Raw genomic sequence first — 18,027 nt, forward strand, 5'->3', positions numbered from 1 at the left:
CACTTCTCTTTCAATTTCAAACCATAACTCATTATTTGAATTATCAGTCCATGAGAGAAAAATCGCATCACCACCGGATGATGCTGTGGCAACAAAGTTCGAAGGAGGCGCACATGGCAAAATAACCACACTTGAATAGACCCAATCAGATGATCCGGAAGCATTTGCGGATCTGATTCTATATTCATAGCTACCTGCTCCAAGACCAGAATCAGTGTGTTCTGTTGCATTTTCTGTTTTATTTACTACATCGATCCAGTTATCATCATCGTCCACTTCTCTTTCAATTTCAAACCATAACTCATTATTTGAATTATCAGTCCATGTAAGTTCAATCGCATCACCACCGGATGATGCTGTGGCAACAAAGTTCGAGGGAGCACTGGGAACTTGGGCTGATAGATTAGAAAATATATGTAGTATGGTGACTAAAAAGGCAAAGGACTTCATTGTATGCCTCCATTGTTAATACTATTGACCGATCTTCTCCAAATCAACTTGATATTAAGTTTCACTCGGCTTCTTGTTGATTAATATCTAATTGACATCATTTTTTTCTTGGAAATGTAGAGAAAGCAGAAATCTTCACTTATTTTCAAATAAAAAATCCCCTTCAAACCGAAGAGGATTCTGATAATCTGTTTTCTCATTTCCCTCCGCTGCCATTACCCAGGTCAAGTTTTGAGGTTAGTGTTATTTGAGCAATAACATCTTACGGATCTGAACAAAGTCACCGGCCTTAATCGTGTAAAGGTAAACTCCAGCACTGACCTGTTGGCCGAGGTCATTGGTTCCATCCCAAATGGCTGACTTTTGGCCCGGTTCCTCCATACCATTAACAAGGCTTCTAACCTGCCTCCCCAAGATGTCATTGATAGTTATCGTTACATCAGCCCTCTCAGGAAGATCATACTTCAAGGTCGTGATAAGATTGAAGGGATTGGGGTAATTCTGATAAAGCATATGTCCTTCTGGCATTAAATCTTCATCAGCTAAGCCAACAGTCGCCTGCAGATCAACCTGCCAAGCGTCACCATTAGCCGTCCACATATTATCGTCTGGCCCAGCGACATTGGTAGGAGATCCATAGATCGTAAACGTTATCTTATCACCCTCAATTGCCCCCTCATCTTCAGTGGTTGTCGCGTCATCCCGATAGACATGTAAGAATCCGTAACTCCCTTCCGTATCAACAGTGTATGTGCCGCAATGAACCCCATCAGGATCATACGCATCTACTACCGCTCCCACTGCAATAGGTCCTCCATTGAGTACTATCGTGTTCGAACTGTAGAAGTCCACCCACTGATTGGTCGGAGTAACCTGCGCATCCAAGACTTCAATCCCCATTAACACGCTCACTGCAGCCACAATACAAATCAAATCTGACTTTGAATGATCACTTTTCATGTTGCACCTCCCTCTATCTGTCAAAAAGATCGGAGACATTTCTCCTATACGCACGCTCTTCCACCGTAGTTGGGTCACTTTACGACCACCAATTTCCTCGTTTGCACAAATTCTCCAGAGCTCATCTGATAGATGTAAACACCACTACCAACTTCCTTGCCAAATTCGTCTCGACCATTCCAAACTGCCGAATAATAACCAACTCTTTGAAATCCTTCTACAAGGGTCACAACTTCCCGACCAAGAAGGTCATATACTTCAACCGTCACGTTGCCATCATTCGGAATCTGGTATCGAATCGTTGTAACTGGATTAAATGGATTCGGATAGTTCTGTGACAGACCATACTCTGTTGGCAAGTTTTTCATGCCGTCCTCTGCAGCCAGAAGCAGATCTCCCAAGTCTACTATATCGCCAAATTCTGTCCACACCACTTTTACCGGAACCTCATAATCACCGAAGTAAATCGCCACCTCTTCATCTTTCCGTGGACCTTCATCGATCTCTGTTCTTGGATCATCCCGGTAAATGGGCATGAATCCAAAACGTCCCGCTTCTGAGACTATGAATGCACCGCATGTGACCCCATCTTCGTCGACAGCAGTGATTTCGATACCAGCAGGTAACAACTCCCCATCCAAACGAATACCTTCCCCGTACAGACTTATCCAGCCATTAGTTGGTACTATACCCCTATCACTCTTACCGAGACTACCCTTTTTCGCCAACGAAACTGCGCCACCTGCACTCCGTGTTCCAGGATAGATCAAGATATCCTCCTCCGACAACTTTACCCAATACCCAAAGGTAGGAGAAAGCACCTGTAAGTCACTGAACCCAGGTAACTCCGGATCGTAAGTCAAACCTCCCTCGTCAAATCCCAAAACAACAATTATATTGTCAAATACACTCTCCAGAGCATGATCTACTGAATAAGAAACATTGGGCAGATAACTGACCAAGTTCCATCCGGCATCCAGATCTATTGGCGTCTGTGGATTAACACTGGTACCTGTCACGGTCAAAGTATCTGACTGCGCCATTTTAATCCAGTAACCGTGAAGATGATCCATCACATCCAGGTCGCTGAATTGAGGCAAATCCGGATCGTAGGTTTGTGCACCATCATCAAACCCCAACACCACGTCTACATTATCCATGATTTCATCCAACAAGACTTCTATAGAATCATTTTCTGTGTCAACATTCCATGAAACTAGGTTCCAATTCTCCTTTAGGGGAATAGTAACATCGACAGTCAAAACTCCTCCCGTCGAGAAACTCCAAGTAGGACCTTCTGAAATAGCCTGCCCATCAGTGGCCACAACGGACCACAAATGTTGTGTTCCTGGCAACAAACCAGTAATTGTGTACGAGTTCTCAGTTATTCCGGTGGCAACCGGTACGAATGCCGCTTCTTGGCCCTCTATTAGGGCGCAGATATAGATATCATACTTCAGACTGTGTCCATCGGGATCAGAGCTGGTCCACGACAGCTGAACAGAAGCAGTGTCCAGATCCTCGGTACCATCCCCAGGGCTCGGATTTGATGCCGGCACTGGTGGGGTGTTGTTCTCAAAATTCATACCCGCCCCAAAGGGATCGCCAACATCCCCAGCAGATATGGCATGAATCGTCTGCGCCAGACCTGCCTTTCCCCATGCATATACAGTACGTCCGGGACCGAATGCGAAATCTCCACCTGATGTTCCGGCATCATACTGCCAGAGCTCTTCAGTACTTGTTTCATTATCCTTGTATGCATGTATCGTATATGTCTTTGGAGATCCATCATGCTCAATGGCGAATAGAACAACACCATTCCCAGCAACGTAGGGTTGAAAAATGCTTTCCTCGGCTTCATCGAGTTGGAACGGTTGGGTCCACAGAGTCTCTCCAGTGGAAGGATCGAGTGCGCCCAAAACGTTGTACCAGATACTACCAATCTGCTCCCAATAAGAGACGTATAGGGTGCCATCACGGGCAACTGCCGGTAAATGACCGCCAAGCAAGGATTTAGTCCAGAAAGGAGCGCCGAGAAGATCGTCAGGATTTAGTGCATATGTTGTGCCTGGTTCGCCCAAGGTCACGTTGGGAATATGAATGTACACAGTACCATCATTGGACAGGGAAGCAGAGCGAAATCTTGCTAGCCCCAACTCACCCAAATCCCTCGTCTCTACAACTTCACCGTTTAACCTGTTCAGCGAGGCGAGATGGGCGTGCTTTGTATCCGTGTTGTAGTAAGTAACGTAAATCCGGTTACGCGACAAATCAATGGCAGGAATCGAGTAAGCAGGGAAGATAATCGTGTTTGAAGGAACGATGAATGGGGCTGACCAGTGAGAGCTGCCGGATTCTGTTAACGCGTACATTCGAAGATCAGTGAACGGGAAGAGCCAGCCCTCTTCATCGATTTTCAGTGTGTAGACGTCGTCCCCGTTCGGCTCTTGAAAAATCTCTACTGCTGAACCCTGATCGGGATCGACCCGATAAACGAATCCTCCCTCCATTGCTACAAACAAATCGCCGTCTTGACTCTGAGACATAAATTCGATGTTTCCGTCTCGAGATATCTCGATCTGCTGCAGAGTTGTGCCGAATTGATCAATCACGTATACATAGGGGTGTGCGTTGCCCTGCAAATATGTAGCAGAAACGGCTGCAAATATTTGGCTGGAGGTACCGATCAAGATATCGCTAAAAGCAAATCCTTCCGAACCGGTGGTAGCACGCCACTTCTGAGTGATACTATCTGGTGCTGGATAGACACTGCTGAATGTATTTTGTGCGTCCGCCCCATATTGGCTCCACCCCTGGTATTCAGCAATATCAAAGATCACTTCGTCAATAAGAGAATAACCCGCTATGTCAGGTAAGTCATACCAGACGTTCCACAGTGAGGGGAATTCCCATCCAAGGTTAATGTGAAAATATCCGTCGGACTCCCTGTACCCATCCATCACAACAGCGTGTCCTCCCATGAAAGGGAGCCAGTGTGCCGATATACCGAGGTACACAGGCCAACCGTCTTTCATGTTTCGAATGACATCGTCCCTGTAGTTCTCCCATACGAGTTCCCCTCCTTGGTAGACGGTACTTCCGTAGTGTAGTTCATCCCTAAGAGCCCTTGCTGCCATCCTGGAGTATGCTCCGGACCCAGTGATTCCATAATTCATCTTCACCTTAACACCAATGCCAAAAGTGAAATAAGCCTCTTCGTCGGAATTGCCGTTGTACAGAATACTCTCAAGAGCAGTATTGAGTTCAGATGCAGTTGGGAATCCATATTGTCCTGCATCATCAAAAACGTTGATGTCTCCAGATTGATATGGATCTTCTAAGGAGCCAAAACTCATCGAATTTGGATATTTCCAGTAGTTCGCAATTTGAGCTAGGGCGATCGCGACACAACCCGCAAATCGTCTGACTCCAGGAACGTTTGGAACGAGGTATGGACACTTATCGTTCCAATGCTCAGTTTGATTCCAATGCGTTTGGAGCCATGGCCCCCATTGAGTCGAATAGGCAACTTTGGTTCTTTCTTCTTTTCCAATGGAGGTAAGTCCTCTCCGTGCAGAGACGTCTGCTATGACAAGATCGAGCAGTGGATTGGCCCCTCTGTGATCAAAGGAAAACTCTCCGCTAAAAGAAAACCCAAGTACTTTCCTCCCAACATCGTCGGCTGAGAGGATGATGAATCCTTTAGGCTCTAGGTGCTGAACGTAAGCTAGAGTTTCACCATGTTCATCTCTGATGGGCTGAATCTTACCAACGGAAAGACCGGCCGCTTCGTTAGAGACGATGAACTCTCCCGGCGTCTTCGCTGCAACTCTTGGCGGTGCGGACTGCTCCTTCACTAGAAACGCCCGAGCAGCATCTTGCGCTAGTTCCTGCGTCACAGTTCCAAATGATGTTGACCGTTGCACTTCTGCTTGCAAGAAAAGCTGGGATACTATTACTAGAAGATAAAGAGAGAGTCTCTGTTTACACTTCATGGTTCACCCTCCATGGCGGTAAATCTTCTAAATCCTTACTTGTGCTGCGCATTAATTATAATTCGTTTCGCCATTAAGTTCAAGCCGCAAATCCTGCTGAAACGGTCGCTGTTCTCCTCGCTCCGGTTGATCCACGGATGAACCCAAGAATCTTCTTTGTCGCTTGAATCTGCAACAGAGTCTCCACAAAGGACGTGTCGACAAGATGAAACGACGAAACGCGTGTGATAACTCCTAAGCGAATTTCATGACTTCTGACGGGGAAAAGACGAGAGTTCGTCGATAGAAGCTTCTTCCCGACTGGTTCAGCTCAGGCGGATCCTGAGAGGCTCTGACCCGTAACCAACGAATTACGAGTCCGGTATCCTACACATTCACTCCCAAGTTGGAGTTATAGGACATGGACTTCCCCAGAACCTATTCAGTAGATCAATCCTGGCGGCAATGCGGATGACAGGACAAGCCGCATTCGGCGGGAGGTACAGTAGGTTTTGAGGCGGATGTCGGGACTACCAGCAGACTATTAGAGTGGCTACCTCCAGGGAGGTTAGAACCCCGTTCGCTTCCCACTTTTTCAAGTAGAATTGCAGCCAGATTGCAACCGAGACCTACTTCTTCCGACGAGAACGCTCCGTCCTTACAAGGCGGTTGACCATTCAACTCGACTCTACTATCTCAAATTGGTCACATCCTTTTGTGAGCATTAAACTGATATCCGTCAATTTGATATCCGTTATCCGTTAGATCTGGTGAGTTCTGAGGAGATTTGATCACTGTCATCAATCCGCAACATTGATCTACATAAATGAAGAAACCCGTCGAGGAGTTGGCTTTTCGACGGGCTGATAACCAGTCGGGGCGGCGAGATTCGAACTCGCGACCCCCTGCTCCCAAAGCGGGGGCAGGATCAGCCGTTTTCCTCTTTTGGTTCAATGTGATTCAGTGTGTATTTCAGTCTTTCCAGGAACCCTTAGATCCCTCACCTCAGAGATGCAGTAACACTGTTTCCTGCCGCTTTTTCAACCAGAATTGCAACCTAATTGCAACCAACGTTACTTCTTCCGTCGAGACGCACCGGACTCATAATCCGATTGCAATCCTGTAGCTGCCTCATGGATATACCCAAGCCCCAAACCCGAGCGTATCCCGAAAACGGTATTATTTGACCTAATCTGACCACCTTTGACACGATTGGTGAACCTCCAGGTTGGGCTCATTCATTACCCCTAAATGCAAGAAACCCGTCGAGAATGACGGGTTTCCTGTCGGTGGTATGCCGAGTGAGTTAGTGGTCGGGGCGGCGAGATTCAAACTCGCGACCCCTGCTCCCAAAGCAGGTGCGCTAACCGGACTGTCACTCGATAGGGGCTAACTCATTCATCTTAGGCGTGTCCCTAAAAACCGTGTCCCTAAAATGAATAAATCTGAGTAGGTTTGATAAAGTATGATTAAGTAAGAAGCCGAAAGTGTCAACACCATTCGGTGTAGTATCCTCGTCAGCAAAATGTTGGAAATCCCTCTTGTCGAGGGGCTACACTGCGGAGGGGGCGGGATTCGAACCCGCGGTACGGGGATACCGTACACACGCTTTCCAAGCGTGCGCCTTCAACCGCTCGGCCACCCCTCCCACTGAACAAGAGCCAAGAACCAAGAGCCAAGAACCAAGATAAAAGATAAAAAACCAAAGATAAAAGGAGCAGTCAGCAGTCCCGAAGGCTCGGGATCTCCGCTGCGCTCCGATTGGCAGTCGCCAGTACCCAGTGGCAGTGGTAGCATCCATCACCAGTTAACCAATTAACCAGTTACCGGTTGGCAGTCAGCAGTCCCGAAGGCTCGGGATCTCCGCTACGCTCCGATTGGCAGTCGACAGTACCCAGTGTTAGTGGTAGCATCCGTCACCAGTTAACCAATTAACCAGTTACCGGTTGGCAGTAAGCAGTCCCGAAGGCTCGGGATCTCCGCTGCGCTCCGATTGGCAGTCGCCAGTACCCAGTGGCAGTGGTAGCATCCATCACCAGTTAACCAATTAACCAGTTACCGATAAACAGTTCCTATTCAATTGTCAATATTCAATAGTCAATAATCAATTCTTGTTACGACTCACGCTCCTCCTCTTTGTCTTCCACCGCCTCCGGCGATTCTGGTTTCTTCTCATCCACAACAGGTTCCTCTGTCTCGGAAGTTGAAACGGTCTCACGTTCAGATTCTTTGGACTGTTGAGATCCCTTTTCCAGTTGGTTTATGAAAGTCTCCACATCTGTACCGACAGGCACCCTCAACATCTTCTCCTGAAATCTGTATTGACCGGTCTTCTCGGAAACAACGGACTTCACGTACTTCACTATAGAAAACTGCTTTACCTCAGCCCCACTTTGTTTGATCTTATCGGCGAAACTCTTTCCCTTTGCCACTTCTTTCTCCCTTCAACGTCTTAAGATTGAAATATTCGTCGCAGAATTTAATCCTTCCCGTCGGGAAACATAATGATTATCCAGGTCCGGCCCCTCCCAGGTGAGAAACAACTAAGGAACCTCTGGCTCACTGATCTCGAATTCCATGAGATCACCATCTGACCACGATTTTGGCTTCTTTTCGCCTATGGCCACTCTCATCGTGTTCCAACCGGTGAATTCAAAAATGGCGTACCGCTTGACTCCTGAGTCAAATTCGATGGTGATCTCAAACGGCCTCTTGGAGAAATCTATTGAGACGCTCCCGGGCTCCTGCTGACTTATCCTGGTACCCATCATGACACCCTGGAGAAACTCCTCCTGACCCCGGAAAGACCAGACGGCCGTGAGAAGCGCCGTTTTTGACAGCCAATCGCCCTCCAAATCGCGAATTATGTCAATGCTTTCAACCGTTTGAGGCCTGCTCTCATTTCCCGCGAGATCGCTGCCTCGAACTACCAAAGTATAGACAGTCCCGGGCTGCAGCGCGTCCGCTCCCGGGAGAAGGACCTCCGAGTGGTCTCCTTCGAGCAGATTTTCTTCAGGAAGCGAAAGAACATGAGGGGAGCCCGGATCAGCTGCACCTGACTCCCTCTCCCAGGAGAATGTGATTTCGGACATAGTCTCACTGTTTCTAATCGTCACGGGCGTGTCGAAAGTGAAAGTACGGGGGGCCTCAGAATCGAGAGTAACCCTGATCTTTGGAACAGTAACATCATATGTCACACCAGTTATTACCGCAGGATCCGACTCATTTCCAGCAAGATCTCCCCCCTCAAACCTTATGTCGTAAACGGTTCCATCCAGTAAATCGGGAGAATCTGCCAGATCGATGTTGTCGTGCGGTCCTTCTTCAAGCTCACTGCCAACCAGCGACTGCACCAGGGGAGTGCCACCATCCGTGGGTGCCCAAGATACGGTACCGGCTGAAATCGTTTCGCTCAACCCGTAGGAGATGCGGGAGTGGCTTAGGTATGCCGAGGTTTCCGGGGAGATAACGGTGAATACTGGAGATGTGTCATCAAAGACAACAGTTTCAATACCCAAAGTATCGGTGCCGTTTCCGGCCCGGTCAGTCCCGGAAAACTCTACAGAATAAGAAGCCCCACTCACCAATGTGCCTAAACCCGGCGGAGCGAAACTCTCGCGACGGCCCGCGAATAACTCCTCGCCTTTCAACTCCACCGTGTAGGGAGAACCGGGGTCCTCCATCCCGCTGATCCTCGACACCGTGATCTGTCCTATACTTAAAGTTTCACTTAAAGTATAGCTTAGTTCCATCTTGTTTATGTAAGATCCGCTGACTGGCTCTATCTGAGCAAACCGTGGCCGGGATGTATCAAAATGAATTCCGTTCGCTTTCAAGGATGGTGCCTCATTGCCCGCGAGATCGCTGCCCGAGAGTTCGACAGTGTAAATTGACCCGTCCGCCAGATCTGTCTGATTTGCCAGAACGATGCCCTCATGGATACCTTCCGCCAGTTCTTCCGTGGTCAGGACGATTGAGTGAGGTGAAACGGGGTCACTGGTTCCTCCTATCGCTGTCCATGTGACAGTTGCCTCACCCAACTCCTCGCTGGTCGAATAAGTGAGTTCGGCAGAGTTAGCGAAGGTATTTGACCCGGGAGCATCTAGTGAAATAATGGGTGGCGAGGAATCGAACACGATACCGGCAACCGTGATGGAATCTCCCGAATTTCCTCCTATGTCGGTTCCAGTCAATGAAATGGAATAGACGGTTCCATCCTGCAGCTGGGGCAATGTTGTCGTAATCACCTCTGCGTGCTCACCGGCAGAGAGTTCGGACTCTGTGAGTTCTATGATGTGAGGAGAAACGGGATCTTCGTTCCCGGATTCCCGGGTCCAGGTTATCCTGCCGTCGTGCAGTCCTTCACTGAGATCGTACGAGATCCTCGGCTCATTGATGTGTGTTCCGTCTCCGGGCTCGGTAAGAGCCAGGACAGGTTTGACGCTGTCAAAAGTGACAGATTCAATAATCATTCCGGATGCCCTGTTCCCGGCCCGGTCGGAGCCGTCAAACTCAAGGGAATAAGCGGCGTCGTTCACCAATTCTGGAGGGGAAGCAAGAAATATGTCCTGGTGATCGTCCACAGTCATTTCTGAAGGAATGAGTGGCTGGACGTGTGGCGATCCAGGATCTTCAGATCCGCCCGTTCTCGTCCAGGTGAGAGTCCCTTCCGTCAGACTTTCGCTCAGGGAATAAGAAACACGCGTCGTATTAACACCGCTCGACGGCGCGGGAAAGTTCGCAACTATTACGGGAGGACTGACATCGAAGGTTACGTTCTGAACAGAGACTGAATTCGCAGAATTACCAGCCATATCGACGCCATCCACGGTGATACTGTAATTCGATCCATCCGCGAGCTCTGGCTCTTCGGTGAGAAGAATGTTCTCGTGCAAACCACTGGCAAGCTCATTACCTATTAGATTGGATTCGTGAGGGGATCCCTCAGGCCTTTGCCAGGTGATAGTCCCGGACTGAAGATTTTCGCTCAGTTCATAAGTCAGCACCGTGGAATTGACCGCAGTGTCACCTTGTGGCGATACCAGGGAAATAACGGGAGCAGTCGTGTCGTAGGTGACCTGGGATAATACAGCCTCCCGGGCCGCGTTGTCCGCAAGATCGACCCCCTGGAATCTGATATCATAGGCAGCACCATCCTGAAGAACGGGACGCTGGGCCAATTGTACTTCCGTGTGTTCACCTCCCTGTAGCTGATCCCCTGTCAACTCCGCTTCATGAGGCGAGGCCGGATCGGGAGTTCCCCCGGTCAAGCTCCAACTTACATTGCCGCCTGCCAACTCTTCGGACAGCGTATAGGAAATCAAGTCACTGTTTGTGGATGTCCGGTTTTCGGGCGCAGTCAAAGTCACGATGGGATCTATATCATCAAACGTTACTTCTGTAACCGTAATTATCTCGCCGTCATTTCCGGCCATATCCGTTCCCTGAAAGGTCAACGCGTAAACGGCATTGTTCATCAGGGGAAGAGATTCTGCAGTGGTGTCTTCCCCGGCGGATAACATCTCATCCGGTACGTCAATGACGTGGGGTGACTGAGGGTCTCCGGTCCCCTCTATCCTGTTCCACCTGAGCGTCGCTTCCTTCAGATTCTCATCCATTCGATATCGGACCGTTGAAGAATTCACGTAGCTCCCCGCTGTGGGCTCAAGGATCTGGTACGTTGGAGGCAAAAGGTCGTAGGCTATATTTCTTATCAACAGAGTGTCGGCCTCGTTTCCGGCCCGGTCAATTCCCGTGACCTTCAGATCGTATATTGCACCGTCTTTCAGATCGACCGGTTGAGCCAGAACCTGATCCGGATGACCGCCAGTCGTCAGCTCCTCTCCGGTCAATTCCAACTCGTGGGGAGCAGCGCCATCGGATGTTCCACCGACCTGTATCCAGATCGCCTTTGCATTCTGCAGAGTTTCACTGAGGCGGTAGGAAAGTCGAGAATGATTGCGATAAGAGGAATCCACCGGCGAATCCACGGAGAGAGCAGGCGATGTTCTGTCGAAAGTCACTCCTTGAACTGTTGCCCCTTCGGAAGAATTCCCCGCGGAGTCGATCCCTGTCAAGGAAATGGAATAAGCGGCCCCATCCACAAGCTCTGGAGGAGGTGACGCTTCCCAGTCCGCGTGTTCTCCCGAATCCAGACTGGCGCCGGAGAGAATTACCGTATGAATTGACTGTCGGTCGGGAAATCCGGACATCCACTGCCAGACAACGGTCCCCTCTCTCAATGATTCCGTCAGGGAGTAGCTCACCGCGATGGTATTCACATAAGTGTCTGCCTGGGGATTTGTCAACGTGATCGCCGCGGGAGTCACATCAAATGTGATGTCGCGTACCTCAACAGTGTCGGACGCGTTGCCCCCGTAATCGACGCCAGCGAATGTCAGGGTGTAGACGGAGCCGTCCCGAAGTTCAGGAGAAGCTCTGAGCACGATTTCTGCGTGTTCCCCGCCGACAAGTTCATCCATAGTTAAATCAACCTCGTGGGGAGAAGTTGGATCCGGGTTTCCGTCCATTCTCCTCCACGTAATCGTCGCCGCCTCCATATCCTCACTCAGTGAGTACGAAAGCACGGTGCCATTGATGTGGGCACCCGGACCGGGATCGGTTAATGTGATCACAGGAGGCTTGGCGTCGTAGGTTACCGGTGAGATGATGACAGGCTCCGCGCTGTTTCCTGCTGCATCCACTCCGCTGAATTTGAGAGAATAGACCGCACCATCCACCAGCGGTGGCTCTTGCGCAAATCTCTCGTCGTGCTCGCCTTCCCACAACAGCGAATCCGTCAACGTGCTTGTGTGGGGTGCCGACGCGTCTGGCTCTCCTTCTGTCCAGGCCCAGGTGACAGATCCTTCCTCCAGGTTCTCGCTCAGTTCATACTTGACACGGGAAGAAGAGATGTTGCCACCTTTCCCGGGATAGACCAACTCAATTCCCGGGGGTGAAATGTCATAAGTCACCTGAGAGACAGTCACGGTATCGGATTCGTTCCCCGCGGCATCGCTGCCCGAAAAAGAAATACTGTAGACAGAGCCGTCTTGAAGGGCTGCTTCATTGGCTAGAACGACATCATCGTGTTGGCCCACATTCATCTCACGGTCGATCAATTCCACGTGATGTGGAGAATCGGGATCCTCACTACCGGAGATCCGCACCCACGATACCAGCCCCTGCGTCAAGGGTTCGCTCAATGTGTACGAAATACGCTTGTGGTTGATGAAGGTGCTGTCCGCAGGAAGGAAGTCCGCAATTTCGGGAGCCGTTCCATCAACGATCAAATCCTGTAGTACCACAGGACGACTCAGGTTGCCCGCTCTGTCTTTCCCCTCAAGCGTTAGCGTATACGTGGCACCGTCTTGAAGCCGAAATTGATCCGGAGGGACATGGGAATGCTCTCCCATCTCGAGTTGCTCATCTGAGAAAGTGAATTCATTAGGGGCACTCTCGTCGACAGTTCCCCCTGTTCTTGTCCATCGTACTGTACCTTCAGTCAAAGGCTCGCTCAGGAAGTAGCTTACGGTGGCGGAAGAAAGGTAGCTTTCCGACGAAAGCAAACTCACAGTTATGTCAGGAACCGTTACATCGTACCCCACGCTGTCAATCCTGATCGTATCCGAAGCATTTCCCGCCGCGTCAATGCCGAAAAACTCCACAGTGTACAACGCGCTGTCCGCAAGGGAAGGAGATTCTGCCAGTTGACTCAGCGGATAAGACCCCACACTGAGCTCTTCCCCCTGAAGATTGATCATGTGCGGGGAATTCGGGTCGCCAGCTCCTCCCACCTGGATCCACCGCACAGTCCCTGACTCAAGGGATTCAGACAAATTGTACGCGACCTGCGGATCGTTGACCCAGCTCCCATGCGCGGGAAATACGTCCGCGAACTCTGGTGACTGATTGTCGAACCCGACTTGTGAAATCACGACGGGATCTGCACGATTTCCGGCCCTGTCTTTTCCAGCGATTGATACCGTGTACAAGGATCCCTCAGAGAGAGCGGGGGATTCTTCAAACTGAATTTCTGTATGATCTCCCTGGAGGAGCTGTTCGCCTGTGAAAGACCGCACATGAGGCGAGTTAGGATCTTCACTACCCGCTGTTCGCTCCCAGGTGACACTTCCTTCGGATAGATCCTCATTCACAACGTAACTGACCGCCGGTTTCGACACATAGGTTTCAGGTGCTGGAAACGTAAGTTCTATGCGCGGAGGAGTGACGTCATACAGAACGTTGCTTACCACTACGGTGTCAGAGGCATTCCCGGCGCCATCCCTTCCCGAGAAGTAGATATCGTAGACTGAGCTATCGTTCAGAACCGGTGCATTCGCCAGCTCAACGCTTTCGTGAAAACCGGCGTCCATTTCTGTGGCCGCGAGCTGAACGACGTGGGGAGAACCAGGATCTTCCTGGCCGCCAGTCCACCTCCAGATTACCTTTCCCTCATCAACGGTTTCGCTGAGCGAGTAGCTCAGATGATTGGAATTCACCTGCGCGCCACTGTCCGGATGAAGATCCGAAAAAATGGGGGCAATCGCATCGTACAGCACATCTGGTATCTGAACGGAAATTGCGTCGTTTCCGGCCAGATCCTTACCATCAAAAATGACCGTATAGATTCCTCCTTCAGCCAGGATGGGTGGCTTTGACGAGAGGATAGATTCGGGATGCTCGCCCGCTGCCAGTTCATCTCCGGTAAATATCTGTGCCCGGATGCTATCCTCATCGACAGACCCCCCCGTCCACTTCCAGGTAATCCTCCCCTCTGAGAGAGGTTCAGAAAGCTCATACGCAACACCCATGGTGCTTGATGGCGTGTAGGCGATGGGATAGCTTATCTCGAAGGCCGGGGGCGTTCTATCAAAGAAAATGTTCGAAACCAACAAAGTGTCCGACAGATTTCCTGCACTGTCCTGTCCGAACATTGCCACGTCATAGACGGAACCACTTGTCAGCGTCGGACTGTTGATTTGAGGAATCTCTCCATGGTCGCCTGCTTCCAGCTCACTTTCTATAAGTCTCACCGTGTGTGGCGAACGGACATCTTCGTTTCCCCCGCTCCGTGTCCAGACAATCGTGCCCTCGGACAATGATTCACTGAGACTGTATAGAACCGTCGGTGTGTTGACATGAGATTCTTCGGAGGGATCCCTGACGGCAATATTCGGAGGAGTGGGATCAAAACGTACGGTAGTGATCTCGTCAGGGGCCGAGGATATGTCCCCAAAGTCTTTTCCACGAATGGTAATAGAATAAATACCCCCTTCCACCAGTGCTGGGGAATGACTCAGGAGAATTCGCTCGTGGGTGCCCGGTTCCAGTTCTTCTCCTGTCAGCGGGACAACATGAGGAGCGTGATCGTCTTCGGATCCTCCCGACCGTTCCCACGTAATGCTCCCCTCCTTGAGCGACTCGCTCAGGAGATAGCTGACCTCGGGTGTGGGGACAGCGCTTCGAGGAGCGGGAAAGACAAATCTGATCTCGGGAGGTGTCATGTCAAAAACAATATGGCGGACTACTGTCTCCTCCGCTCGATTCCCCGCTGCGTCCTCACCTGTGAAAGAGACATCATAAATGGATCTGTCGTTAAGCAAAGGCGACGCGGCAAGGACCACCCTCTGGTGCTCACCGCGGTTCTTCTCAAATGGAACTAGAGTGACGGTGTGTGGGGATCCGGAGTCGAATTCTCCATCCACCTGTGTCCAGATAACTTCCCCGGCGACCAGATTCTCGCTCAAAGTATATGAGAGTGTATCGGAACTCACATAGGAACTATCCGTGGGATAAAGATTCGTGAAAACGGGAGGCGAAGCGTCCAGAAGAACACTGTCGATTCCCACAGGAATGGCTTCGTTTCCCGCCAGATCCCTGCCGGTTACGGTTAACCGGTAGAAGAAGCCTTCTTCGAAAGCAGTCGACAGACCGGGGTGCACAACTCTATGATCACCCTGGCCAAGATGAGTGGAGTCGAGAAAAACGATCCTCGGCTCCGGCGGAAGAACCGAATCTTCCGTGATTTTCTGCCACTCAATGCGGGCGGCGGCGAAATCCTCGCTGAGCGTGTAAGCCATCTCTGAATTTCTTGCTGGCTGTCCCGGTTTTGGCGATTGGACGGTCAGAACGGGAGGTGTGAGATCGTAAGTCACGTCGGAAACAAAAAGGGTGTCTGACACATTTCCCGCCCGGTCAACCCCGTGAATTCTAAGCTCGTAGATGGCTCCATCTACCAGTTTGGGCGCATTCTGCAGAAGAACATACTGATGTTTCCCTGCCTTCAACTCCCCTCCATTCAAGGAAACCACCTGCGGCGATATCGGGTCCACTGTTCCCGAAACCTGTCGCCAGACCATCTCCCCCCCGGAGAGGAGTTCATTCAGGACGTACGAAACACCACTGCTGCTGACAGGAGCTCCCGTGTCGGGTTTGACCCAGGTGAATTGGGGGGGCACCGAATCATACACAACCCCGCGAACCGAAACGACCGGACCAAGATTCCCGGCGTCATCTTTCCCACCGAAAACAACGGTGTATACCGTTCCGTTATTGAGCTGTATTTCTTCCTCAAAGGAGACCCCTGCATGTTCTCCTTCTTTCAGAAAGCCCTTCGACAGACCGACGGAATGAGGGGACCTCGCGTCTCTTTCACCTCGTTCCCAGATCCACATTACCTCTGCGCTGGAGAGATCTTCTTCAAGCGAAAATGAAACCTGGGGTTTGTTCACAAATGGTTCCGAGCGAATGGTGTAGTAGGGCGCAGTCGTGTCGAACTTGACATGTTGAATCTCGATTTCCTTTGCGGGATAGCCAAGTTCTCCCACGCCCTCGAATCGAATTCTGTAGATTGCGCTGTCAACAAGATTCGGAGAAAACCGCAATCTGCCGGATTCGTGCACACCTCGAGTCATCTCCGCATCGACCATATTTGACGTATGGGGAGCCATCGTATCGGGTTTTCCGCTCTCCCATTCCCAGATAACTCTTCCCTCTTTGAGTCTATTGATGAGCGAGTACGCGACTTCTGGACTCTTGGTCGACGACGAGTCAGTGGGAAACGAAACAGTGAACAGAGGTGCCCGGCCGTCGGCTCCAACTGTCATATTCATGACAAGAGCATCTGTGGAGTCGTACTCCCAAATCTCGGTGGTTCCGTTGTCTGAATCGTGGCCGTACAGGTACCTTCTCATGAGCCTTTCTCCGGGCATGACGAGCCAATCTTCCTGTCTCAATCCTTCATTTGAACCGTGCGTGAGATTTATGAGACCGTAGAGGAATGCGTCTATGTCGAAGAAACGGTAGACGATAGGGTGTATCCCGTCGACGTAGTCAACAGCGGTGAACCTGTCCTCAAATTCCTTTAGCTGTTCAACTCCATATATATAACGGATAAATCTCTCCGACATCTCTTCACCCGGGCCAAAAAGAAAACGGCGGATGAGGGTACTGTCGGCCGTGTACACAGATTTCTCCATGAGGGAGTTTGTTTCCGGGTCGTAGGTGAATTCTTCGAATTCGGTGAGCGAATTGATCTTTCTGTAAAAACGTTTGAACAGAACATTCTCGAATTCATCGTAGACAACTTCCAGAAAAGGACTTTGACCCAACCGATTCCGGGAGACCTCAATTCCTCTGCGGAAGTCCTCCTCGGACCTGTAGAATCTGACCTCTTCCTCCACTTCAACGGCAAAGGATGCGGCGAAGAATAATAGTAATACCCTTAGGTACTTCATTTCTCTGGAATTTTAAGGCGTGAGATCAACAGTGTCAAAACAAAATCCCGTTCTCACGGGCTGTGGGGAATCCCAAGATATTCGTCAATCACCCAGGTAATCGACCAGTTGTGACCGAGACGACGCCCATCCATGGTGTCCGGCAAAAGAAATATGCCGCTATCAGCTAGATTGCTTTCCTGCGGATCTTCGGGGAATTGTCGAAATGCATTGTCCAGTTGGAACTGTGTTCGCCACTGAGTATAAATTACGCTATTCTCCCACGTGGGAAATGCAATCCTTCCATCTCTGTCCTGAGCAACGGTGCAGTTCTTGAAAAGCCGTGTGTATCCTGCCAGGGGAGCAGCGATCGCATGAATTTCTATGGGAATATTCAGATGCAGCTTGCTCGCGCAGAATGTGACCACAAGACCACCGTAACTGTGACCGAAGATGACAAGTTTCTCAACACCAGGAGATTCTCTGAACAGCTCAATTATCCCATCCGCCAGCGTCTCGGCGGCCTCCTCGGGACAGCCGTTCCAGTCGTATCGATATAAGAAAGTGTTCGTGTAGACCTCGGAAAGTTGAACCAGAGAGCCCACCCATTCATATCCCTCCGATCCAAAACCATGAACGGCTATATGCCCGATCTTCATGTTGTGACTCAAATCGCTCGATATTCTGGTGAATCCGTAAGGCTGAGATATGAGCTTCTCACCTGAAGATCTTACCTGCTCACCAACGGGTAACTCGTCAGTTTGCAGAACGAAGACAGTGTCTGGGGAAGCTTCGGATACTCCAGGCCAGAAAGAAAACAGGACGAACAGGAGGAGAATGGCCGGCAGAAAACGGGAGCGGTAGGAGATAATGAGTGACTGGCCGGTTGTGTGGGGGAACCTATTTCTTCGCATAGAACTTCA

General features: G+C 50.3%; 6 protein-coding genes and 1 tRNA gene. All 7 read right to left on the reverse strand.

The window, feature by feature from the left end; genetic code table 11:
- A partial coding sequence (locus tag V3U24_01595) for a fibronectin type III domain-containing protein (protein ID MEE9166150.1) occupies positions 1-450 on the reverse strand: 450 nt, incomplete at its 3' end.
- A gap of 243 nt (positions 451-693) precedes the next feature.
- The gene (locus tag V3U24_01600) at positions 694-1,410 is read right to left on the reverse strand and encodes a FlgD immunoglobulin-like domain containing protein (GenBank protein ID MEE9166151.1); all 717 of its coding nucleotides are present in this window, start codon (positions 1,408-1,410) and stop codon (positions 694-696) included.
- A gap of 74 nt (positions 1,411-1,484) precedes the next feature.
- The gene (locus tag V3U24_01605; GenBank protein ID MEE9166152.1) at positions 1,485-5,408 is read right to left on the reverse strand and encodes a C10 family peptidase; all 3,924 of its coding nucleotides are present in this window, start codon (positions 5,406-5,408) and stop codon (positions 1,485-1,487) included.
- A 1,539-nt stretch (positions 5,409-6,947) separates the two neighbouring features.
- Positions 6,948-7,035: transfer RNA gene (locus V3U24_01610), tRNA-Ser, on the reverse strand.
- Between the two features lie 466 nt (positions 7,036-7,501).
- A complete protein-coding gene (locus tag V3U24_01615) occupies positions 7,502-7,819 on the reverse strand; it encodes a hypothetical protein (GenBank protein MEE9166153.1) in 318 nt (105 codons plus the stop codon).
- Positions 7,820-7,930: 111 nt separating this feature from the next.
- Complete coding sequence (locus tag V3U24_01620) at positions 7,931-17,125, reverse strand: Ig-like domain-containing protein (protein MEE9166154.1); 9,195 nt, start codon at positions 17,123-17,125, stop codon at positions 7,931-7,933.
- Between the two features lie 53 nt (positions 17,126-17,178).
- Positions 17,179-18,018 carry an alpha/beta hydrolase gene (locus tag V3U24_01625; protein ID MEE9166155.1) on the reverse strand — a complete coding sequence of 280 codons (840 nt, stop codon included), beginning with the start codon at positions 18,016-18,018 and terminating at the stop codon, positions 17,179-17,181.
- Positions 18,019-18,027: the final 9 nt, after the last annotated feature.

It is taken from the genome of Candidatus Neomarinimicrobiota bacterium (assembly GCA_036476315.1).
GTDB lineage: Bacteria > Fidelibacterota > Marinisomatia > Marinisomatales > S15-B10 > JAZGBI01.